Source organism: Streptomyces chrestomyceticus JCM 4735 (assembly GCF_003865135.1).
Lineage (GTDB): Bacteria > Actinomycetota > Actinomycetes > Streptomycetales > Streptomycetaceae > Streptomyces > Streptomyces chrestomyceticus.
The window spans coordinates 9,342,409-9,363,850 of record NZ_BHZC01000001.1; the positions used below are offsets into that span (position 1 = coordinate 9,342,409).

Annotated in this window: 15 protein-coding genes and 5 pseudogenes; 7 read left to right on the forward strand and 13 right to left on the reverse strand. The window is 72.3% G+C overall.

From position 1 onward, the window contains the following. Positions 1 to 480 precede the first annotated feature (480 nt). The 5 genes from EJG53_RS40340 to EJG53_RS40360 all read left to right on the forward strand — a co-directional run bounded on the left by EJG53_RS40340 (position 481) and on the right by EJG53_RS40360 (position 6,219). Positions 481 to 822, forward strand: a complete 342-nt coding sequence (locus tag EJG53_RS40340) for a hypothetical protein (RefSeq protein WP_125049047.1) — start codon at positions 481 to 483, stop codon at positions 820 to 822. Positions 823 to 824: 2 nt separating this feature from the next. After that, positions 825 to 2,129 (forward strand): aspartate aminotransferase family protein, encoded by a 1,305-nt coding sequence (locus EJG53_RS40345; RefSeq protein ID WP_244955564.1) that lies wholly within the window; start codon positions 825 to 827, stop codon positions 2,127 to 2,129. Between the two features lie 67 nt (positions 2,130 to 2,196). Continuing rightward, positions 2,197 to 2,973 carry a condensation domain-containing protein gene (locus EJG53_RS40350; RefSeq protein ID WP_125049048.1) on the forward strand — a complete coding sequence of 259 codons (777 nt, stop codon included), beginning with the start codon at positions 2,197 to 2,199 and terminating at the stop codon, positions 2,971 to 2,973. Beyond that, positions 2,942 to 5,440: an amino acid adenylation domain-containing protein gene (locus EJG53_RS40355; protein WP_167515258.1), complete on the forward strand. Its 2,499-nt coding sequence runs from the start codon at positions 2,942 to 2,944 to the stop codon at positions 5,438 to 5,440. The genes EJG53_RS40350 and EJG53_RS40355 overlap by 32 nt, the downstream gene beginning before the upstream one ends. Then, positions 5,437 to 6,219, forward strand: a complete 783-nt coding sequence (locus tag EJG53_RS40360) for a thioesterase II family protein (RefSeq protein WP_125049050.1) — start codon at positions 5,437 to 5,439, stop codon at positions 6,217 to 6,219. The genes EJG53_RS40355 and EJG53_RS40360 overlap by 4 nt, the downstream gene beginning before the upstream one ends. Before the next feature lie 43 nt (positions 6,220 to 6,262). Here EJG53_RS40360 and EJG53_RS40365 read toward each other — a convergent pair whose 3' ends face one another. Then, a complete protein-coding gene (locus EJG53_RS40365) occupies positions 6,263 to 6,679 on the reverse strand; it encodes a nuclear transport factor 2 family protein (protein WP_125049051.1) in 417 nt (138 codons plus the stop codon). Positions 6,680 to 6,857: 178 nt separating this feature from the next. On the opposite strand from EJG53_RS40365, the gene EJG53_RS40370 reads away from it, so the two are divergent. Then, on the forward strand, positions 6,858 to 8,381 hold the full coding sequence (locus EJG53_RS40370; RefSeq protein WP_125043148.1) for a chitinase: 1,524 nt from the start codon (positions 6,858 to 6,860) through the stop codon (positions 8,379 to 8,381). Positions 8,382 to 8,494: 113 nt separating this feature from the next. Here EJG53_RS40370 and EJG53_RS40375 read toward each other — a convergent pair whose 3' ends face one another. After that, entirely contained in the window at positions 8,495 to 9,430 is a 936-nt protein-coding gene (locus tag EJG53_RS40375) for an NmrA/HSCARG family protein (RefSeq protein ID WP_125043146.1), read from the reverse strand. 110 nt (positions 9,431 to 9,540) lie between these two features. Here EJG53_RS40375 and EJG53_RS40380 point away from each other — a divergent pair, with 110 nt between their 5' ends. After that, on the forward strand, positions 9,541 to 9,897 hold the full coding sequence (locus EJG53_RS40380; protein WP_125043144.1) for a MerR family transcriptional regulator: 357 nt from the start codon (positions 9,541 to 9,543) through the stop codon (positions 9,895 to 9,897). Between the two features lie 73 nt (positions 9,898 to 9,970). Here the strand turns inward: EJG53_RS40380 and EJG53_RS40385 are convergent, their stop codons facing one another. The 11 genes and pseudogenes from EJG53_RS40385 to EJG53_RS44125 all read right to left on the reverse strand — a co-directional run bounded on the left by EJG53_RS40385 (position 9,971) and on the right by EJG53_RS44125 (position 21,412). Next, a complete protein-coding gene (locus tag EJG53_RS40385) occupies positions 9,971 to 11,542 on the reverse strand; it encodes an FAD-binding oxidoreductase (RefSeq protein WP_167515013.1) in 1,572 nt (523 codons plus the stop codon). After that, on the reverse strand, positions 11,539 to 12,819 hold the full coding sequence (locus tag EJG53_RS40390) for a cytochrome P450 (RefSeq protein WP_125043141.1): 1,281 nt from the start codon (positions 12,817 to 12,819) through the stop codon (positions 11,539 to 11,541). Before EJG53_RS40390 ends, EJG53_RS40385 begins: the two co-directional genes overlap by 4 nt. After that, positions 12,816 to 13,793: an acyltransferase domain-containing protein gene (locus EJG53_RS44085; protein ID WP_371858822.1), complete on the reverse strand. Its 978-nt coding sequence runs from the start codon at positions 13,791 to 13,793 to the stop codon at positions 12,816 to 12,818. The genes EJG53_RS40390 and EJG53_RS44085 overlap by 4 nt, the downstream gene beginning before the upstream one ends. 27 nt (positions 13,794 to 13,820) lie before the next feature. After that, positions 13,821 to 15,415, reverse strand: a pseudogene (locus tag EJG53_RS44090) (type I polyketide synthase); the annotation flags it as partial. A 28-nt stretch (positions 15,416 to 15,443) separates the two neighbouring features. Next, complete coding sequence (locus tag EJG53_RS44265) at positions 15,444 to 16,682, reverse strand: KR domain-containing protein (RefSeq protein WP_125049054.1); 1,239 nt, start codon at positions 16,680 to 16,682, stop codon at positions 15,444 to 15,446. After that, positions 16,595 to 17,278 (reverse strand): SpnB-like Rossmann fold domain-containing protein, encoded by a 684-nt coding sequence (locus EJG53_RS44105; RefSeq protein WP_371858778.1) that lies wholly within the window; start codon positions 17,276 to 17,278, stop codon positions 16,595 to 16,597. The genes EJG53_RS44265 and EJG53_RS44105 overlap by 88 nt, the downstream gene beginning before the upstream one ends. Continuing rightward, positions 17,199 to 18,325, reverse strand: a pseudogene (locus EJG53_RS44110) (acyltransferase domain-containing protein). Before EJG53_RS44110 ends, EJG53_RS44105 begins: the two are co-directional and overlap by 80 nt. A gap of 66 nt (positions 18,326 to 18,391) precedes the next feature. Continuing rightward, a pseudogene (locus EJG53_RS44115) lies at positions 18,392 to 19,975 on the reverse strand (type I polyketide synthase); the annotation flags it as partial. A gap of 51 nt (positions 19,976 to 20,026) precedes the next feature. Beyond that, positions 20,027 to 20,071, reverse strand: a pseudogene (locus EJG53_RS44325) (hypothetical protein); the annotation flags it as partial. Beyond that, complete coding sequence (locus tag EJG53_RS44120; RefSeq protein WP_371858823.1) at positions 20,068 to 20,535, reverse strand: acyl carrier protein; 468 nt, start codon at positions 20,533 to 20,535, stop codon at positions 20,068 to 20,070. The gene EJG53_RS44120 and the pseudogene EJG53_RS44325, both read right to left, overlap by 4 nt. Beyond that, positions 20,442 to 21,412: pseudogene (locus EJG53_RS44125) on the reverse strand (SDR family NAD(P)-dependent oxidoreductase). The gene EJG53_RS44120 and the pseudogene EJG53_RS44125 overlap by 94 nt, the downstream one beginning before the upstream one ends. Positions 21,413 to 21,442: the final 30 nt, after the last annotated feature.

The window sequence follows — 21,442 nt, forward strand, 5'->3', positions numbered from 1 at the left end:
GTATGGCGGCTGAAAGATACCCGCGCAACGGTCGGCGTACGGGCGAAGAACTGAGTCCGCCGGGTGCTGCGGGGTCCGGGTTCTCCCTGAGGGGGCGGCAGGGATTGGCCAGGTTTCAGGTGTGTGAAAGACGCGTTGCATGGAAGGCCCTCCGTCCCGCCTGGACAACTCCCGAAACGGCTGAAGATGATGGCGGAGCAGAGCCGGAGTCTCCTCTTCCCACTCCTCCGGATCGCTCGCACCGTCCGCGGTCTTCGGGCAGCGGCGGCAGTGGCGCCGAGAAACCGCGAGCCGTGACCGGCGTGGCGAACAACGCCGCGGCGCGCGGTCGACCGTGCCTTTCTTCCTGTCGACGCGGTCGCCCGGTGTGCCGGCAACAGTGCCGCACCGGGCGAATCGGGAGACGTCTGCTCGCCAACGTGGTGCACGCCCGGCGGAGAGTTGGAGCGCGGGCGCACCCCTCTCAGAAAGGAGACCCTCATGTCCGTCCGCATCGACGCGGCGGTCCCGGTCCCGGACCAGCACGGTCAGTTCTGGCTGCTGTACGGCAACAAGTACGTACGGATCCATTTCGCCGGCGGTGAGCCGCACGAGGACACGGTGGTACGTGGGCCGGGGACGTTCGAGGACTGGCCGAGTCTGGCGGGCTTCGACCGTATCGACGCGGTGGTGCCGGTCCCGGACCAGCACAGTCAGTTCTGGTTCCTGTCCGGTGACCGCTACGTCCGCATCCACATCGCCGACGGTGAGCCGCACCAGGACACCGTCGTGCGCGGCCCCGGATCGCTGGACGAGTGGCCGAGCCTGGCCAAGCTCCAGTAACCGTGACACACGACGGCGCCCGGAACGGGACCCTGCTCAGCCGCCACCGGAAGATCATGCCCCCGTGGATGCCGCTCTTCTACGAAGAGCCCCTGGAGATCGTGCGCGGGGACGGCTGCATGGTCACCGACTCCCGCAACAAGACGTACATGGAGTTCTACTCCGGCATCGCGACGAACACCGTGGGCTACGGCGTCCCCGGCATCGAGGAAGCGGTGCGGGAAAGGCTGCGCACCGGCGTCGTGCACACCTCGACCTTCTACCTGATCCGCGAACAGGTGGAACTGGCGGAGCGCATCGCCGACGCGTCCGGCATCCCCGACCCCGTCGTGTTCTTCACCTCCTCGGGAACCGAGGCCGTGGAGACCGCGCTGCTGCTGGCGACCCAGTACCGCGGCAGCCATCAGGTCATCGCACTGCGCTACGGCTACCACGGCCGGTCCTTCGGCTCCCTCGCCGTGACCGGCGACCGGACCTGGCAGGGCCGGGGGCTGTCCCCGCTGCGGGTCGCGTACGTGCACGGGGGCGAGCGCCGACGCGGCGCCCTTGCGGGCCTGGGGGACGAGGACTACGTACGGGCCTGTGCCAGGGACCTGGAGGAGACCATCCAGACCTGCACCCCCGAACGCACGGCAGCCATGATCGCCGAACCGGTGCAGGGCATCGCGGGCGCCGTCCCCTCGGCCCCCGGCCAACTGGCCGCCTACCAGGAGGTGCTGCGACGGTACGACATCCCGCTGATCGTCGACGAGGTCCAGACCGGGTGGGGGCGCACGGGCCGGTACTGGGGCCACCAGTGGCACGATGTCGCACCCGATGTGCTGGTCTTCGCCAAGGGCGTCGGCAACGGCTTCGCCATGGGAGGACTGGTGGGCCGCCGCGCCATCATGTCCGCGCTCACCGCGCCTTCCATCTCCTCCTTCGGCGGGAACCCGCTGTCGCTGACCGCCGCCCTGGCCACGCTCAACCACATCGACGCCTGCGACCTGCCCGCACGCGCCGGACAGGTGGGCGCTCTGCTGCTGGACGGCCTGCGCAAGTCCCTGGCGGACGAGCCATGGGTGTGCGAGGTACGCGGGCAGGGCCTGCTGCTGGCCGTGGAGTACACCCACCCCGGCACGCTCGACCCTGCCCCGGAGATGGCCGCGAAGGTACAAGAAGAGTGCCGGGTGCTGGCGCTGCTGGTCGGCCTGGGCGGCAGCTTCGGCAACTGCCTGCGCATCATGCCGCCGCTGACCATCTCGGACGAGCAGGCCGTACAGGCCACACAGATCATCACGGCCGCGACCCGGGAAGCCCGCGGCTGACCCCGGCACGGCCCCCGGACACCCACCGCGGTACGCGAGCGAGCCGTACGAAAGGAGAAGGCCACCGATGGCAACCGGCAACAGGAACAACGCGCCGCGGGGAAGGAAGGAACCCGGTCCGGGGCCGGGCCGGAAGGTCCCGCTGACCCCCGTCCAGTCCGCCTACCGCCTCGGCCGCGAGGACACGGCGCCGCTGGGCGGCGTGGCCTGCCACATGTACTTCGAGTTCGACGGTACGGCGGTGGACCCGGCACGGCTGCGCGACGCCGTCACCCGCCTCCAGGAGCGGCATCCGCCGCTGCGTACCGCCTTCCCCGGCTACGACGGGACCGCCACCGTGCTCGGTGCCCCCACCGCCCGTCTCCTCGTCCGGGACCTCACCGCCATGGACGCCGAGGAGCAGGCCCGGACACTGGCCGCCATCCGTGCACAGATGTCGGGTCAGCGGCTGGACGTGGCACGCGGGCAGGTGCTCGACGTGCGGCTGACGCTGCTGTCCGGCACGGACAGCCGCCTGCACATCGACGTGGACCTGCTGGCCGCCGACCCGCCCAGCATCGGCGTCCTGCTGACCGACCTCGCCCGCCTCTACGGGGGAGCCGCCCCGCCGGTGCCGCGCTACGACGTCTCCGCCCGGCAGCGCCATGAAACCAACACCCCGCCAGACATACATCTGGGCGCCTGGCGACGGCGGCTGGACGGCCGCAGCCTGGCTCCCCCCCGCGCTGCCCCTGACCGCCGATCCGGAGACGGTGACCGGCGCGCGCTTCAGCCGGCGGGTGCTGACCGTCCCGGCCCCGCGATGGCGGCGGATGAGCGCCAGAGCGCGCGCCGAGGGCCTTGAACCGGACTCCGTCCTCTTGGCCGCCTTCGCGCACACTCTGGGCCGCTTCAGTACCCACGACAACTTCATCGTCAGTCTGCCGGAGTTCCCGTCCCCGGCGTCCCGCTCCGGTGCCGCGCCCGTGGCCGGCGACTTCACCCGCCTGCGGCCGGTCAGTATCGACGTCTCCGGGGCCGCCACGCTCCGGGAGCTGGTGCACACCGTCGACCAGGAACGGCGTACGGCCCGCCGACAGCGGTTCGCCGCCGGGCCGGCCGGACTCAGGGAACTGGCCCGCGCACGCGGCGAAGGGCTCCCGCCCACCGGGGCCGTCTACACCAACCTGCTGGACGTGGACCTGGTCCCGGCGTGCTTCGAGCGCTGCTTCGGTCCGCCCGTATGGATGATCACCCAGACCCCGCAGGTATGGCTGGACTGTCTGGCCGTCAAGCACTTCGGCGGTGTCTGCCTCGCCTGGGACCTGGCCGACGGCCTCTTCCCCGACGAACTCCCGGAGGCGATGACCGAGTTGGGTGGCGACCTGCTGACCGCCCTGTGCGACCAGGACTGGAACCAGCTGCCCCCGGCCCACCTGCCGGCCGCCCAACAGCAGACCCGCAACCTGGCCAACGCCACCTACCGGGCGGAGAGCGGCCACCTGCTGCACCAGCGCTTCTTCGAACTGGCCGCCACCGACCCCGGACGCCCCGCCCTGCTCTGCGCCGAGGGCCCCGTCACCCGCGCCGCCCTCGCCGACGACGCCCTGCGCATGGCCGCCCTGCTGCGGCACCGCGGCCTCCGCCCCGGCGAGCCGGTCGCCGTCTCCCTGGAGAGCGTGCCCGACCAGATCCGCGCGGCACTCGCCGTCCTCGCCGCGGGAGGCTGCTACGTACCCATCGGCACCGACCAGCCCGAGCGACGCCGTACGGACATCCTCCGTATGGCCGGGGTGCGCAAGGAGATCACCGACGCGCCGGGGCCGCCGCCGCCCGCCCCGCAGCGGTCCGCCGAGCCGCGGCTTCCCGCCGAGCCGCAGCCCTCCGCCGGCCGGCTGCCCCCTGTCGAGCAACTGACCTGGCAGGACACCCAAGAGACGACACCGTTGCGCCGCCCCGTGACCACCAGTGTCTCCGCCCCTGCCTACATCATCTTCACCTCCGGCTCCACCGGCCGCCCCAAGGGCGTCGAGATCACCCACCGCTCGGCGGTCAACACCGTCGACGACATCAACCACCGCTGGGCCGTCGGCCACCACGACCGCGGCATCGCCATCTCCGCACTCGACTTCGACCTCTCCGTCTACGAGATCTTCGGGCCGCTGGCGGCCGGGGGAGCCGTCGTCGTACCCGCCCCCGGGGAGGCCCGCGACCCACAGGCGTGGCTGCGCCTGGTCCGCGACCACCGCGTCACGGTCTGGGACTCGGTGCCGGTCCTCCTGGACGCGCTGATCACCGCCGCTGAGGACGGTCCGCCGCCGGACACGCTGCGGCTGGTGCTCACCGGCGGGGACTGGATCGGCACCGATCTGCCCGCGCGGCTGCGCGCCCTGGTGCCCGGCTGCCGCTTCGTCGCCTGCGGCGGCGCCACCGAAGCCAGCGTCTACTCCAACTACTTCGAGGCGGACGGTGCCGAGGACGACTGGCCCTCGCTGCCCTACGGGCGCCCGCTGGGCAACCAGCGCTACCGTGTCGTGGACGGCCAGGGGCGCGACTGCCCGGACTGGGTGACCGGCGAACTGTGGATCGGCGGCGTGGGAGTCGCCCGCGGCTACCGGGCCGCCCCCGAACAGACCGCCCGGCGCTTCGTCCACCACGCCGGGGCCCGCTGGTACCGCACCGGGGACCTGGGACGCTATCGGCCGGGCGCCGTCCTGGAGTTCCTGGGCCGCACCGACCACCAGGTCAAGATCAACGGGTATCGCATCGAACTCGGCGAGATCGAGGCCGCCCTCGCCTCCCACCATCAGGTCGCCCGCGTCGTCGCCGTGGTCACCGGCCAGGGCCCGGCCCGCCGGCTGATCGCGTACCTCCTGCCCGTCGCCGACACCCTCGACCAGGCGTCCGTACGGGAACACGCCCGCACCCGGCTGCCCTCCTACGCCCGGCCCGAGCACTACTTGCTGCTGGACGAACTCCCGCTCAGCGGCAATGGCAAGGTGGACCGCGGACGCCTCGCTGCCTGGGCCGCCCCGGAACCCGCCCCCGTCCCCGACGAGCCACCGCGCGGCGCGGGTGAACAGGCCGTCGCGGAGGAGTGGTCGGCCGTCCTCGGCCGCGAGGTCTCCTCCCGGCACGAGCGCTTCGTCGACCTGGGCGGCGACAGCCTGCGCGCCATGCGGCTCGCCTCCGCCCTCCGCGCCCGCTTCGGCCGGCGCGTCCCTCTGCGCACGCTCCTGGAGGCATCCACGGTGGCCGCGATGGCGGAGTTGCTCGGCCGGCCACAGCAACCGGGGCGGACGGCAGCGGACGACGGGACGGCGGACGGATGACCGGTACGTACCCCGCCGGTGTCCCCGCGCCGGGCCCGGCGGGCCAGTGGCTCAGGAACCTCACCGCCCCGGCCCGCAGAACGGGTGAACCCGCCGTCCGGCTCCTGTGCTTCCCCCACGCGGCGGGCGGCGCCAGCGCCTTCCGCCCGTGGCGGGACCTCCTGCCACCCGAGTGTGAACTGTGGGCCGTCCAGTACCCCGGCCACGAGGACCGGATCGGCGAACGGCCCGCGAGCGACCTCACTCGTACGGCACGGCAGGCCGCCATCGCGGCGCAGTGGCTGGCGGACCGCCCGTACCTCGTGTTCGGCCACAGCATGGGAGCCCTGCTCGCCTACGAGACCTGCCGCCGACTCGAACGCCTCGGCATCCCGGCGCCGGATCGTCTCTTCGTCTCCGGCAGCCCGCCGCCGCACCGGGTCGCTGGGGCTCCGTCGCACACCGGCGACGGGCCGCGCTGGATGCACGGGTACGAGCACGGGGCCGGGAGCGAAGCCGGTCCGGACGACGAGCAGTACGACGACCTGACGGCCAGGACCCTGGAAGCCGACCTGCGCATGCTCGCCGGGTACCGTCCCGGCCCCGCCTGGCGGGCCCCTTGGCCCGTCACCGTGATCCGCGCCGCCCACGACCCGGACCTCGACGCGGCGGCCGCCGCGGCGTGGCAGGACTACGCGGCGGACGACATCACCCAGGCCACGGTGCCCGGCGACCACTTCGCCTGCTTCACCCGGCCGCACGACACCGTGCGCCTGATCGCCGGGGCGGTACGCCGCTGACGTGTCGCGCCGACCGGTCCTGTTGACCGGTCGTGCCGGCCGGTCATTCGGGAGACAGCCGCTCCAGGATGTCGTTGACCGCCGCGGAGTCGATGTACGCGTTCACCTCGACGATGGTCTCGCCCTCGAAGCGGCACACCCAGACGTAGAACGGGTCGTACGGGACTCCGTCCTTCGCCGTGGCGACCCCGTCCATCTCGGCCACGGTCACCGCCCCGCCGCCGTACAGCCCCCGGATACGGAAGCGCAGCCCGCCGTCGAGCAGCGGCCGCACCTTGCCGATCGTGGCGGGGACGAACTCCTCCCGCCCCCGGTAGGACCCGGCCAGCGGGTGCTTGCCGAACAGTGTCCACCGCACGTCGTCGGCGAGCCGCCCGAAGAACTCGTCGACCGTGTCCACGCGCTCCAGCAGCGCGAACACCTCACGCCGGGCCGTACCGGGTTCGTCCGCACCGGCCATGATCACTCCTCACCGTGCACGGAGGCGGCGGGCGTTCATCCGCCCCTCGGCGCCGATTGGTCTAGTCCTAGTTTGGTCCAGACCATTGACATGTTCGTGCTCTCGGGGGGACTTTCTTCCCCGTCCCGTGTACCGCACGGGGCGAGCTGGACACCCCCTTCGGCTGGACGGAACAGACATGAGACCCAAGCACCCCTTACGGGCGGCCCTCGCCGCCGCGGTCACCGCCGCCACCGCGCTCGGCCTCGCCGGAACCGGCACCGGCACCGCGGCGGCGGCCACCCCCCTCCCGGCCCAGGTCTTGGCCCCCTACTTCGAATCCTGGACCGGCCAGAGCCCCGCCGCGATGTCCGCCGAGTCGGGCGCCAAGCACCTGACGATGGCGTTCATCCAGACGGCCGCCAAGGGCTCCTGCACGCCCCTGTGGAACGGCAGCACCAGCATGCCGATCTCCCCGGCCACCTTCGGCGACGACATCAAGACCCTGCAGGCCAGGGGTGGTGACGCCATCCCCTCGTTCGGCGGCTACACCGCCGACACCACCGGCACCGAGATCGCCGACAGTTGCACCGACGTCCAGCAGATCGCCGCCGCGTACCAGAAGGTCGTCACGACCTACGACATCAGCCGGCTCGACATGGACATCGAAGTCGACGCGCTGGACAACACCGCGGGCATCGACCGGCGGAACAAGGCGATCAAACTCGTACAGGACTGGGCGGCGGCCAACGGCCGGAAGCTCGAAATCTCCTACACCCTGCCCACGACCACCCGCGGCCCCGCCGCCAACGGCGTCGCCCTGCTGAAGAACGCGGTGCAGAACGGCGCCCGGGTCGACGTGGTCAACCTGATGACGTTCGACTACTACGACAACGCCGCCCATGACATGGCACGCGACACCGAGACCGCCGCCCAGGGCCTGCGCGACCAGCTCGCGCGGCTCTACCCGGACAAGAGCGACGCCCAGCTCTGGAGCATGATCGGCGTCACCGAGATGCCCGGCGTCGACGACTTCGGCCCGGCCGAGACCTTCACCCTGGCCAACGCCCGGCAGGTCTACGACTGGGCCAAGGCCAAGAAGATCAACACCCTGTCGTTCTGGGCGCTGCAACGGGACAACGGCAGTTGCCCCGGAGGCCCGGCCCGGGACAACTGCTCCGGCATCGAGCAGCAGACCTGGGACTTCACCCGGATCTTCGCGCCCTTCACCAGCGGCTCCAGCACCCCGCAGAACGACTTCTCGGTCACCGCCGCACCCGCCGCCGGATCGGTGACGGCCGGTGGTACGGCCACCACCACGGTGCGCACCGCGGTGACCGCCGGCGCGGCCCAGAAGGTGGACCTGAAGGTCAGCGGCGCCCCCGCGGGCGTCACCGCCGCGCTCAGCCCCGACTCCGTCACGGCGGGCGGCTCGGCCACCCTGACCCTCACCACGACCGCCGCCACGCCGTCCGGCACCCACCGCATCACCGTCACCGGCACCGGCCCCTCCGGCAGCCACACGGCGACCTACGCCCTGACCGTCACCGGCGGCAGCGGCGGCCAGTGCACGGCCGCACCCTGGGCCGTCGGCACGGTGTACACCGCGGGCCAGCAGGTCGCGCACCGCGGGCACACCTGGAAGGCCAAGTGGTGGACGACGGGCGAAGAACCCGGCACCACAGGCGAGTGGGGTGTCTGGCAGGACCTCGGCTCCTGCTGACCGGCTTCCTGCCGACCGGCCCCTGTTGACCGACTTCGCGTGAAGCTCCGTCCCCGGATGCCAGTGCCTGGCACTCGGGGACGGAGCGGGCGGGAGCCGGCCAGGGGCCGTCGTCAAGGACCAGCGGGTGAGGGGGCATGCAGCGCCTCGGCGAGGAGGCCCGCCCCAGGGCCTGACAGCCAGCGGTCGAAGCGCAACAGGAAGGGAAACTCCGCACGCAACGCGTCGAGGTCCGCGTTTCCCGTCAGCCTGCCGTCGTCCACCAGTGCTTCCAGCTTGCGAAGGATCTCGTCCTGTGCGAGCGGTGTCGTCGGCAGGCGGCTGTAGTTGATCTTCCGGCCGGCGGCCCGGGTCAGATGCTCGGCCAGGGCGTTGCCGGTGAGGGCGTCTCCGGCGATCTCCATGGTGCGACCGGCGTAGCGATCGGGGGAGCCGAAGACCTTGGCGACGATACGGCCGATGTCGCGCACCGCGATGAACTGCATGGCTTGGTCCGGGCGCATCAGGAAGGACAATTGTCCCCGGTCGAGCCCCGTCGCGGGGGTCACCAGGAGCTCCATGAAGGTGGCCGGCCGGATGATGGTTCCGGCGATGCCCAGGTTCCGGACATGGGCCTCGATACGGTTCTTGGTGTCGAGGTGGTGCACGCCCGTTGTCGAACCCGCGGTGACCGCCGAACTGTAGACGAGGTGGGCGACGCCGCGGTGCTCGGCGATCTCGGCCACCGCCGCGCCGAAGCGGATCTCGTCCTCGTCGGTCACCTCGGCGCCGGACTGGCCGGAGTTCGGCTGGACGCTGAAGACGCCGTGGGCGCCGGTGAAGGCCGCGCGGAGCGAGTCCGGATCGCCGAGGTCGCCGCGGACGGTCTCGACGCCGAGGGCCGACAGCGCCCGGGCCCGGTGGCCGGACGGGTCCCTCACCACCGCGCGCACCGCCCAGCCGTCGTCCCGCAGCGCCGCGGCGACCGCTCCGCCCTGCTGCCCCGTGGCGCCCAGGACGACGACGGTTTTGTGCGGTCTGGTGGAGTGAGTCGAAGACGTGCTGGTCACAGGCGAGCTCCAGGGTTCGGACGGGGTGGTTGTCACCGGTGTCCGCTACGCTAAAACCTGACGCCAACGTCAGGTGCAAGCGCGACGTGGAGTCGCGTCAGGAGGTCGGGATGCGGATCGGAGAGGTCGCCGCCAAGGCGGGCGTCAGCGTCCGGGCGTTGCGCTATTACGAGCAGCAGGACCTGCTCCACTCCTCCCGGAATCCGGGTGGCCAGCGCCGGTACGCGGACGGTGCCGTCGAACGGGTCAGGTTGATCCAGCAGCTCTACTCCGTGGGCCTGACCAGCAGAACCATTCGCGAGGTGCTGCCGTTCGCCGACGCCGGTGCCACGCCACCGGAACTGCTCGCACTGCTCGCGGCCGAACGCGACCGCCTCGATCAGCAGATGACGGACCTGCGGGACAAGCGCAGGCGGCTGCACAACTGCATAACCGAGGCTCGCGATCATGACGGAACAGGAAGGTGACGGCGGCGTATCACCCCGCCATGCACCATCACCCCGCCATGCACCGTCACCCGACGGTCTTCGAAGACGGACTTCAGCTCTCCGCGGCCGGCGGTTCGACGCTCATCCGGTGCCGGAACACGTTGCGCGGGTCCCAGCGTCCCTTCACCCTGCGCAGACGCGGATAGTTGTCCTTGTAGTAGAGAGCCGGCCAGGGGATGCCGGACCGGTTGAACTCCGGGTCGGTCATGTCGGCGTCCGCGTAGTTGATGTAGCAGCCGTCGGTGGCGGAGTCCGGTACGGGCACGCCGCCGGTCTCCGCGAACAGGTCCTGGAAGATCTCCCGCGTCCAGCCGATGTTCGACGCGTCGTCCGCCGGGTTCACCCACCAGTTCTCGATCCGCATCTTGATGACCGAGTCGCGCTGCGCGGAGGCGGTGGCGTCCGGGGCCACCGCGTTGATCTGCCCGCCGAAGGGCATCAGCATCACGATCGCGCCGGGGCTGTGCACGTCGGGACGGTTCAGATGCCGGTACATCGTGGCGGCCTGGTCGGTGGAGTAGTTGGTGCGCAGGTACGCGGACTTGGTGGCGCCGCGGACCGAGGGGATCGGCTGGTTGCCGATGATGGTGACCAGGTGCCGGTTGGCCTGCAGCCAGGTCAGTTCCTGGACGGCTTCGGTGACGGTGGGATCGCCTTGGACGGAAGTGCCCTCGACCAGTGCGGTGAGGAAGCCGCGCAGCCGGTCCCGCGCACCGGGCCGCTCCGCGTCGATCTGGCTGACCAGTGCCACCGGGCCGCCGGCGCGGTGGTTGAGCACCAGGACACTGGAGACTTCCGCGCCCGGCGAGCCCGGCGCGCTGTTCTGCTCGCTCCAGGCACCGTAGTTCAGGAGCAGCCGGCGGAAGTCCGCCTCCGGCAGCCGGTCCCAGGGGACGGCCGTCTGGCCGAACAGGACCTTGGCGGGCGGGGCGACCAGCAGTTGCGACGGGTCGGTACCGGTACGGCCGGGCGTACGGAACCAGTAACGCGTCACCAGCCCGAAGTTGCCGCCCCCACCACCGGTGTGGGCCCACCACAGATCATGGTTCGGATCGTCCGGGTCCCGGCTCGCCACCACGCTGTACGCCTTGCCTTGGGCGTCGACGCACACCACCTCGACGGCCTCCAGGTGGTCCACCGTCAGCCCGAGGGTGCGCGACAGCATGCCGTACCCACCACCGCAGACATGCCCGCCGACGGCGACCGAATAGCAGATGCCGCCCGGAATGACGACGCCCCAGCGCCGGTAGAGCTGCTCGTAGACGTTGAACAGCAGCGCGCCGCTCTCCACGGCGAATGCCTGACGCGCGTGGTCGAACTCGATGCGCGACATCCGCGTCATGTCGAGCACGACTTCCACGTCCGGGTTGCACACGAAGTCCTCGACGCAGTGCCCTCCGCTGCGCACCGCGATGCGCTTGCCCTCGCGCACGGCCTCCTGGACGGCGTGCACCGCGTCGGCCGTGGAGGTGATCAGCCTGATGCGTTCCGGGCTGCCGATGAACCGCTGGTTGGTGCCGGAGATCAGGTCCACGTACCGGGGGTCGCCCGGCTTGACCACCGTGCTGTCGCCGGTGTGCCGCGGCCCGGCGCTCTCGTCCGTACGGCTTGCTGTGTCGCTCAACGCTCTGCTCCAGTTCGGTTCCGGTGTCCACGCGGCAGCGCGCACGGCAGGCGCGTGATGCCGTGGACGAAATTGCTGTGCAGGTAGGAGGCGTCTCCCACCTCGAAATCCGGCGCCCGGCGCAGCAGTTCACCGAAGAGTTCGGTCAGTTGCGTACGCGCCACGACGGCGCCGAGACAGTGGTGCGGCCCGCCGCCACCGAAACTCACGTGCGGGTTGGGTGAGCGCCGGACGTCGAAGGCGAGGGGGTCGGTGAACACCCGCTCGTCCCGGTTGCCCGACAGGTAGAACAGGACGACCTTGTCCCCTTCGGCGATGCGCGCGCCGCCCAGCTCCACGTCCCGCGTGGCGGTGCGCCGGAACGTCAGTACCGGGGTGGACCAGCGGACGAACTCCTCGACCGCAGTCTTCGCCAGCCCCGGGAAGTCCGCGCGGAGCAGCTCCCGTTGCCGGGGGTGGGCGGTGAGCGCCAGCGCCGTATGGCTGATGGTGTTGCGCGTCGTGTCGAAGCCCGCGGTGACCAGGAGGTTGAAGAAGGCGCCGATCTCCTGGTCGGTCAGCCTGGCACCGTCGATCTCCGTCTGCACCAGACTGGTCATCAGGTCGTCGGCCGGCCGGCGGCGGCGGGCCCGGGCCAGGTCGGTGCCGATGCCGGTGACGAACTCGACGGCCTCGGCGACCACACGCATCGGATCGCGGCCCCGGTGCACGGACTCCTCGTGGACGGACAGCGGGACGTCGGCCGCCGTGGCCAGCTCGTCGTGGAGCGACGCCGGTACCCCCATCATCTCGGCGATGGTCCACACCGGCAGGCGGCGGGACACCTGAGCCACGAAGTCGCAGTCACCGGCGGCGAGAAGGCCGTCCACGATCTGCCGGGCCTGGGCGGCGATCTGCTCCCTGATGGCCGCCAGGCGCCGGGGCGTGAAGGCGGCGACCACCAGCCGACGCAACTGAGCGTGACGCGGGTCGTCCATGGCGATGAAGGACTGGGTCGCCTGGAGGATCTCCGGCGGGAAGTCGTCGAGCAGCATGCCGCGACCGGAACAGAAGGCCGCGGGGGCGCGGCTCACTTCGAGGATGTCCGCGTGCCGGACGACCGCCCAGAACCCGTCCCCCTCCTTGGCCGACAGCACACCGGCCTCGGGGACGAGTGGGTGCCAGGAGGGCGGTCGTTGCCGCAGTTCGTGGAAGACCTCTTCCTGTTCGGCGGCCCGGGCGGCCCAGAAGGCGCCGGTGAACGGCGTGTCGGTCGTGGTGGACGGCGTGCCGGTCATGAGGCGCTCACCGGGCCGGGGGCCGCAGCGGCGGCGTGCTGGTTGTCGTGATGGTCGCGGTCGTCGTGGCCCTCGGGGGCGTCAGGGCCCTCGCGGTCGTCGCGGCCGAGCCAGTAGCTGCGGCGCTGGAAGGCGTACGTGGGCAGGGAGACCGCCCGGCCGCCGATGCCGTCGTACGCCGCCCGCCAGTCCGGGGACGCGCCGTACGCGAACGCCATCGCCAGCCCCGGCAGCAGCGGGTCGCCCGCGTCCCCGCAGCGGGCGCCGGGAATCACGACCGCTGCCCCCGGCCGGTCCGGAACCTCGGCCGACGCGCCTGCCTCCGTACCACCAGACAGCCCGATCTCCTTGCCACCAGGCACCCCGAACCCCGTACCACCAGGCGCCCCGAACCAGATCACGAGCGGGCCGTCCCACTGCGCGAACGCCTTCTCCAGCGCTTCGGAGCCCGCCGGGGCGGACCGCCAGTGCCCGGCCGGCACCGTACCGAGGACGAGTTCGGTGGCCTGCCCGGCGGAGTACCAGGAAGCGGCGTCCGTCTCCGCGACGGCCGGTGCCGCAGCGCCGGGATCGCCGCCGCTGCCGCGCAGCGCGGCCATCCGCGCGCCGTCCTCCGGCCGTACCGCCCCCACGGCACAGGCCGCGGCGATCTCGCCGAGCCCGTCACCGACGACGGCGGCCGGGCGCACGCCGCAGGACCGCCACAGGTTGGCGAGGGCCGCCATCGCGGCGTACGCCGTCACCTGGGCGTCGACCTCGGTGTCCGCCGCGTCGGCGAGCGACGCCTCCGCAGCCGTACGGCAGCGCTCGTACAGGGCGGAGAAGCCGGGCGACCGGTCGCGCAGGGTGGCCACCAGCTCTGCCCAGGCGTCCCGGTCGGCTGCTCCGCCGTACTCCGGGAAAGCGAAGACGATCTGCCGACGGCCGCTGGTGCCGCTCCGGACGACCTCCGCTGCGGCCCGTCCGTCCGCCACCGCGCGCAGCCCCGCCGTCAACGCGTCCCGGTCGCCGCCGAGCAGCGCGGCGCGGTGTGCGAAGGACGCCCTGGTCAGCGCCAGTGACCAGCCGATGTCCCGTACGGACCGGCCGGGCCGCGCCGCCAGATCGGCCAGCAGCCGCCGCGCCTGGTCACGCAGGGCATCGGGCGTACGGCCCGAGAGCACCCACGGCACCGCACGGTCGCCAGGCTCCGCAGCGGGCGTCGTACCGGTCGGTTCCGGTGCCTGTTCCAGGATCGTGTGGACGTTGGTGCCGCTGACGCCGAAGGCCGACACCGCCGCCCGGCGCGGCTGCCCGGTCTCCGGCCACGGCGCCGCCCGCGCCACCAGACGGAGGGCGCCGGGGGACCGTTCCACCGTCTCGGCCGGCCGGTCCGCGTACCGGGACGGCGGCAGCGTGCCGTGGCGCAGCGCCAGTACCACCTTCATCAGCCCGGCCATCCCCGCCGCTGCCTGGGGATGCCCGAGGTGGGACTTGACCGAGCCCAGCCACAGCGGCCGGTCGCGCTCCGCCCCGTACGCGGCGAGCAGCGCGTTGGCCTCGATGGCGTCGCCGAGCGGCGTACCCGTACCGTGCCCCTCGACCAGGTCGATCTGTGTCGGCGACAGCCGGGCGTCGGCCAGTGCCTTGCGGATCATCCGCTGCTGCGACGGGCCGTTGGGCGCGGTCAGACCATTGCTCGCACCGTCGTGGTTGACGGCGCTGCCGCGGACGACGGCCAGGATGCGGCGGCCGTTGCGTACCGCGTCCGAGAGCCGTTCCAGCAGGACGACCCCCACACCGTCCGCCCACCCGGCGCCGTCGGCCGCCGCGGAGAACGACTTGCAGCGGCCGTCCGGCGCCATCGCGTCCTGCCTGCTGTACTCCAGGAAGATCTCCGCGTCCGCCATGACCGTGGCGGCGCCGACGAGCGCCAGCGAACAGTCCCGGTTGCGCAGCGACTGCCGGCCAGGTGCAGGGCGACGAGCCCCGAGGCGCAGGCCGCGTCCAGGGTCGTACTCGGCCCTTCGAAGCCGAAGGTGTAGGAGAGCCGGCCGGCGGCCACGCTCGTGATCGAGCCGGTCATCCGGTGGCCGATGCCGTCTTCGGGAAAGGCGTCGACCGTGTCCCCGTACGGCTGCCGCGCCATGCCGAGGAACACGCCGGTGTCGCTGCCGCGCAGGGTGCGCGGGTCGATCCGGGCGTCCTCCACCGCCTCCCAGCCGGTCTCCAGCAGCAGCCGCTGCTGCGGGTCCATCATGGTCGCCTCGGCGTCGTCGATGCCGAAGAACTCCGCGTCGAACAGGTCCGCGTCGTGCAGGAACCCGCCGGTACGGACATGGGTACGGCCCGGTGTGCCGGGCGTGGGGTCGTACAGCCCCGCCACGTCCCAGCCACGGTTGTCCGGGAACGCGGTGATGCCGTCGGCGTCGCCGGTCAGCAACCGCCACAGGTCGTCGGGGGAGGAGACGCCCCCGGGCCAGCGGCAGCCCATGCCGATGACGGCGACGGCGTCCCGGGTGTCCTCCTCCAGTTCCCGCACCCGGGCGCGGGCCGCCTGGAGGTCGCCCGTCACCCGCTTGAGATAGTCCCGGAGCCGTTCTTCGTTGCTGTGCACGGTGTCCACCCCGCGTTCCGTTCCGTCGTCAGATGGTCGAGTCGAGTCCGTCGATGAGGCTGAACAGCTCCTCGTCGGTTGCCGTCCGTACGCGGTCGCGGTCCGCCGCCGCGCCGTCCGCCGCCCGGCCCGTCAGCCGGTCCGCCATCTCCCGCAGGCGCGCCACGACACCGGCGCGCACGTCCTCGTCGTGCGTGGCCGCCTCGCCCACCAGCGCCTCGACGCGGTCGAGCTCGGCGAAGACGGCGGCCGAGGGCGCCTTCTCGGGCGGCGCCAGCAGCGTCCGCAGGTGCACGGCCAGCGCCGCGGCGTTCGGCTGGTCGAAGAGCAGCCCCGCGGGCAGCCGCAGGTCCGTCGCGGCGCCGATCCGGTTGCGCAGCTCGACGGCGAGCAGCGAGTCGAGCCCCAGATCGCGGAAGGCCCGGTCCGGATCGATGTCGGCAGCAGAGGCGTGACCGAGCGCGGCGGCCACCTGGCGCCGCACCAACTCGGTCAGCACCTCGTCCGCTTCGTCCGCCGGGAGCCCGGTCAGCCGCTCCCGCAGGCGCTCCGCGTCCGAAGCGCCGCCGCCGGGCCGTCCGTCCTGCGGGTCTGTACGGCCGCCGTCGCGGATACGGGTACGGGCCAGCGCGGCCAGCAGCGGCGGCAGGCCCCCGTACTGCTCCCGGTCCGCCAGTTCTCCGGCAACGAGGCCCAGCGGTACGAGTACCGACGGCCCGCCGTCCGCCGCACCGAGCAGGTCGGCGGCCCGGTCGTCGGACAGGGGCGACGTGCCGTGCCGTCCGCCGTCCGCGTCGCGCTCCCAGGCGATCACCTGGCCCGGCAGCCCCAGGGCGGCCCGGTGCTGGACGAGAGCGGTCACGAAGGCGGTGCCGCTCGCCTGGGCCACTTCGCCGATCCTGGGCAGCAGGCCCGCCGTTGGGGAGGTCACGAGGAAGAAGGCCGGCGCGAGGCCGAGAGTCGCTTCGTGCAGCCACCACACCGGTGCGGCCACCTGGAGCAGGGCGGCGTCGAGCCCGTCCGGCGCAAGGGAGCCGAGTACGCCGTCGTCCGTGGCCGGTACGCCGTGCAGGACACCGGCCAGCGGCCGCGACAGCTCGGCCAGGATGGCGGTGAGTTGCGGTGGGTCGGTGCTGTCCCAGGGGACGGCGTGGACCTCGCACGGGAAGGCGGAGTCGGTCATGGCCTCGGTGATCTTTGTGGCTTCGCCGTCCGGGCCGGTGAGCACCGTGAAATGACGTACGCCACGGGCCACCAGATGCCGCACGGCCGAGGGTCGGGCCGGCCGGTCACCAGGACGGTGCCCGCCGGGTCCGGAGCCGGCCCCGCGGCGGACGCCGGGGCCACCGCCGACAGTTGGGGTACGAGCAACTGCCCATCGCGTACGGCGGCTTCGGGCTCGCCACTCGCGAGCACCGCAGCGACCGCATCGGTGAGCGCGTCACGGTCCTCGACGTCCACCAGCACGATACGGCCGGGATTCTCGGCCTGCGCCGCACGCACCGCTCCCCATACCGCCGCGTCCCCGAAGCCGTCCGTACGCTCATCCCGCACGGCGACCGCACCCGACGTGGCGACGACCAGCGGTCCGTCAGCCCAGCGCGCGTCACCCAGCCACTGCTGCATCACGGTCACCGCGTGTGTCACACCGGTACGGGCGCGGTCGAGGGCGGACCCGGCCTCGTCGGCGTCTTCGTCGGCGTCCGGGAGGAGCCAGAGGGCAGCACGGCTGTGGCGGCGTCGGGGTGCGGTTCTCCGTCTTCGGTGGCGGCGTACGGTCCGCTCAGCACCACCAGGTCGCCCGGCGAGAGGTTGCGTCCGGGCCGGTCGACGGCCGGGGCATGGTCTCCCGCCGGTTCCCACCGGATGGTGAACAGCTCGTCCCGTACATCTGAGCTGCCGACGGGTGGTGCGGCGTCCAGCCAGTGGTGTTGGTGTTGGAAGGGGTAGGTGGGGAGGTTGGTGGTCGGTTGGTTGGTGTGGGTGGGCCAGGTGATGGTGTGGCCGTGGGTGTGGAGGTGGGCGGCTGTGGTGTGGAGGTGGTGGGTGTCGGGGTGGTTGCGGTGGAGGGTTCCGGTGGTGTGGATGCGGGTGTTTTCGTGGGTGGTGGCGGTTTCTTCGATGGCGGGGGTGAGGACGGGGTGGGGCTGGTTTCGATGTAGGTGTGGTGGCCTGCTTGGAGGAGGTGGGTGATGGCGGTGTGGAACTGTACGGGTTCGCGGAGGTTGCGGAACCAGTAGTCGGGGGTGAGTTCCGCACCCTCGACGAAGCGGCCGAGGAGCGTGGAGAACATGGGAACGCCGGTGTCGCGGGGGGTGATGCCGTCGAGTTCGGAGCGCAGGCGGTCCCGGATCTGTTCGATCTGGGGGAGTGGGAGGCGTAGTCGACCGGGAGGAGGCGGGTGCGGGCGTTGTGGGTTTCGGTGGCGCGGGTGAGGGCTTGCTGGATCTGGTCGGCGGGTCCGGAGATGACGGTTGTGGTGGGGCTGTTGACGGCGGCGATGGTGGTGTCGAGCGGCAGGAGTTCCTGCACGGTGTGCGGCGTAAGGTTGATGGAAGCCATGGCGCCGTGGCCGGTGAGGGGGAGGAGAGCTCGGGCGCGGAGAGCGCTGATGCGGGCGGCGTCGGGGAGAGTGAGGGCGCCGGCGATGTGGGCGGCGGCGATCTCGCCCTGGGAGTGGCCGGTGACGGCGGTGGGGTGGATGCCCAGGTGCTGCCAGGTACGGGCGAGCGCGACGAGGACCGCGAAGAGGGCGGGCTGGACCACGTCGACGCGGTCGAGTGCGGGGGCGTCCGGGGCACCCCGTAGGACATCGGTCAGCGACCAGTCGACCCAGGGAGCGAGGGCGTCCTCGCAGGCGGTGATGGCGTGCGCGTAGGTGGCGTTGGTCTCCAGCAGTTCGGCCGTCATACCGGGGTACTGGCTGCCTTGACCTGGGAAGACGAAGACCGGTCCGGCTCCGGTGGGCCGGGCGGTGCCCCGGATCACTGACGGGTCGTCCTGCCCGGTGGCCAGCGCGCTGAGAGCGTTGTGGAGCTGGTCCGGTGCGGTGGCGGCGGTCAGGACGGCGCGGTGGGGGAAGGTGGTGGTGCGGGTGGTCGTCAGGGCGTGGGAGATGGCCTGTGGGGAGTCTTCGGGGTGCTCGGTGACGTGGGTCAGCAGACGTCGGGCCTGAGCGGCCAGAGCCGGTTCCGACTTGGCCGACAGCACCCAGGCGACGTCCCAAGGGCTGCCCCAGGCAGCGTCCCGACCTTCGTCGCCGGCCGGTTCCGCCGCGTACGTCCCGCGGGGCGCTTCGAGGATGAGGTGGGCGTTCGTACCGCTGACGCCGAAGGAGGAGATGGCGGCCCGGCGCGGGCCCTCGGCCTCTTCCCAGTCCCTGGCTTCGGTCAGCAGACGTACGGGTCCGGCGGACCAGTCGACGTGCGGGGACGGCTCGTCGACGTGCAGGGTACGGGGCAGTTCTCCGTGCTGGAGTGCCATGACCATCTTCAGCACGCCGGCGGCTCCGGCGGCGGCCTGGGTGTGTCCGATGTTGGATTTCACCGAGCCCAGCCACAGCGGCCGTTCGCGTTCCCGTCCGTACGTCGCCAGCAGCGCGTTCGCCTCGATGGGGTCGCCCAGGTTCGTTCCCGTGCCGTGCGCCTCGACGACGTCGACGTCGGCGGGGGAGGACCCGGCGTCCCGCAACGCGTCCCAGATCACACGCTGTTGGGCGGGCCCGCTAGGGCGGTGAGGCCGTTGGAGGCGCCGTCCTGGTTGACGGCGGAGCCACGGATGACGGCCAGGACGCGGTGCCCGTTGCGCTCGGCGTCCGACAGCCGTTCCACGACAAGGATGCCGACGCCCTCGCCCCAGCCCACGCCGTCCGCCGCAGCGCCGAATGCCTTGCAACGCCCGTCGGGGCCAGTCCGCGTTGGCGGCTGAACTCGATGAAGGTCATGGGGTCGACATGACGGTGGCGCCGCCGGCCAGCGCGAGGTCGCACTCACCCAGTCGCAGGGACCGTACAGCCAGGTGCAGGGCGACCAGCGACGACGAGCACGCCGTGTCGACCGTCAGCGCTGGCCCCTCCAGCCCCAGCGTGTACGCGATCCGCCCCGACGCCACACTCCCCGCGCCGCCCGCGCCGAGCAGCCCTTCGATCTCTTCCGGCGTGGGGAAGAGCCGGGTGACGTGGTCCTGGTACATCAGCCCGGTGAAGACGCCGGTGCGGCTGCCGCGCAGCGACTCCGGGTCCAGCCCGGCACGTTCCACGGCCTCCCACGACACTTCCAACAACAGGCGCTGCTGCGGGTCCATCGCCAGTGCCTCCCTCGGGCCGATGCCGAAGAAGTCCGCGTCGAACAGCCCAGCGTCGTGCAGGAACCCGCCCTCCCTGGCGTAGGACCTGCCGCGCCGGTCCGGGTCCGGGTCGAACAGCCCGGCGAGGTCCCAGCCGCGGTTCGTCGGGAACCCGGACACGGCGTCCCGCCCGTCCCGTACGAGCTGCCACAGTTCCTCCGGCGTGGTCACGCCGCCGGGATAGCGGCAGCCCATGCCGACGACGGCGACCGGCTCGTGCCGCGCGGTCTCCGCCTCGACCAGCCGCTGCCGGGTGCTGTGCAGTTCTGCCGTGACCTTCTTGAGGTACCGAAGGGTCTTGTCGTCGGTCATGGGACCAGTTCCTCCGCGGTTCTGCGCTCGGTCAGGGCGTGCCGAACTCGGCGTCGATGAAGGCGAACAGCTCCTGTTCGCCGGCGTCCTCGATGTCCTGGCGTACGTCGTCGGGCCGGCCCCGCCCGCGCTACCGGCGTCCTGCCACTGCGAGAGCAGTGCCTGGAGGCGGACGGCGACCCGGGTGCGTGCGGCGGCGCCCGTGTCCATGGCCGCCAGCGCCCCGGCCAGGTCGTCGATGCCCGCCAGGACGGCGGCCTCCGCGGCGTCGTCGTCCGGCTCCAGTTCGGTGAGCAGGAAGTCGGTGAGCTTGGCGACGCTGGGTGGTCGAAGGCGACGGTGGCGGGCAGGCGCACGCCGGTGGCGGCCATCAGACCGTTGCGCAGCTCCACCGCGGTGAGGGAGTCCAGGCCCAGGTCGCGCAGTTCCCGTTCGCCGGTACCGGCCAGTTCCTCGTACCCCAGGACGACGGCGACCTGCCGGCTGACCCGGTCGAACAGCAGACGGCGCCGGTCCGCCGGGGACGCGGCCGCGAGCGTACGGCGCAGCTCCTGCCCGTCCGTGAGCGAAGCCCCGGCGGCGGCAGTGCCGTTCGCCGTGGAGGGCCCTTCGAGCGCGAAACGGGGCCACGAGGCGCGAGTTCGCGCAGCAGCGGAGGTACGGAGCCGGAGCGTGCCACCGCACCGGCGTCGAAGCGCATCGGTACGAGCGTGGGACGCCCGGACGCCACCGCGACGTCGAACAGCCGTAGCGCCTCCTCCGTAGGGAGGGTGAGCATCCCGGCCCGGGCCATACGGGCCAGGTCCTTGTCGGTCACATGGGCCGTGACGCCGGTGCGCTGTTCCCACATGCCCCAGGCCAGCGAGGCGGCGGGCAGCCGAGGCGCACGGTGCTCGGCGACCGCGTCGAGGAAGGCGTTGGCGGCGGCGTAGTTGCCCTGCCCAGGAGCGCCGAAGGTGGCGGCGCTGGAGGAGAACAGGACGAACAGCGCCGGATTCGCCTCCCGGGTCAGTTCGTGCAGCCACCAGGCCGGGTCCGCCTTGGGCGCAGCACACCGCGCAGCCGGTCGGGCGTCAGGGAGCCGATCACACCGTCGTCGGCGACACCGGCCGCGTGCACCACACCTGTCAGCGGACGGTCCAAGGAGGCTATGGCGTGGGCCAGTTGGGCCCGATCGCCCACATCGCACGTCACATGGCGGACCCGGCCGTCCGGCCCGTCGCCGGCCTCCGGGGAAGCGGCGGGCGCCGGGCGGCGGCTGAGCACGGTGACGTGCGGCGCGCCGAGGTCGAGGAGGTGCCGTACGGTCACCGAGCCCACGCCGCCCGTGCCGCCGGTCACCAGGACGGTTCCCTCGGGGACAGGTCCGGG

Bases quoted from the DNA above. Each gene is read 5' to 3' on its own strand.
- EJG53_RS40355 (WP_167515258.1), top strand. From the start codon at position 2,942: ATGAGCGCCAGAGCGCGCGCCGAGGGCCTTGAACCGGACTCCGTCCTC.
- EJG53_RS40365 (WP_125049051.1), bottom strand. From the start codon at position 6,679: ATGGCCGGTGCGGACGAACCCGGTACGGCCCGGCGTGAGGTGTTCGCG.
- EJG53_RS40380 (WP_125043144.1), top strand. From the start codon at position 9,541: ATGCGGATCGGAGAGGTCGCCGCCAAGGCGGGCGTCAGCGTCCGGGCG.
- EJG53_RS40340 (WP_125049047.1), top strand. From the start codon at position 481: ATGTCCGTCCGCATCGACGCGGCGGTCCCGGTCCCGGACCAGCACGGT.
- EJG53_RS40360 (WP_125049050.1), top strand. From the start codon at position 5,437: ATGACCGGTACGTACCCCGCCGGTGTCCCCGCGCCGGGCCCGGCGGGC.
- EJG53_RS40370 (WP_125043148.1), top strand. From the start codon at position 6,858: ATGAGACCCAAGCACCCCTTACGGGCGGCCCTCGCCGCCGCGGTCACC.
- EJG53_RS40350 (WP_125049048.1), top strand. From the start codon at position 2,197: ATGGCAACCGGCAACAGGAACAACGCGCCGCGGGGAAGGAAGGAACCC.
- EJG53_RS40390 (WP_125043141.1), bottom strand. From the start codon at position 12,819: ATGACCGGCACGCCGTCCACCACGACCGACACGCCGTTCACCGGCGCC.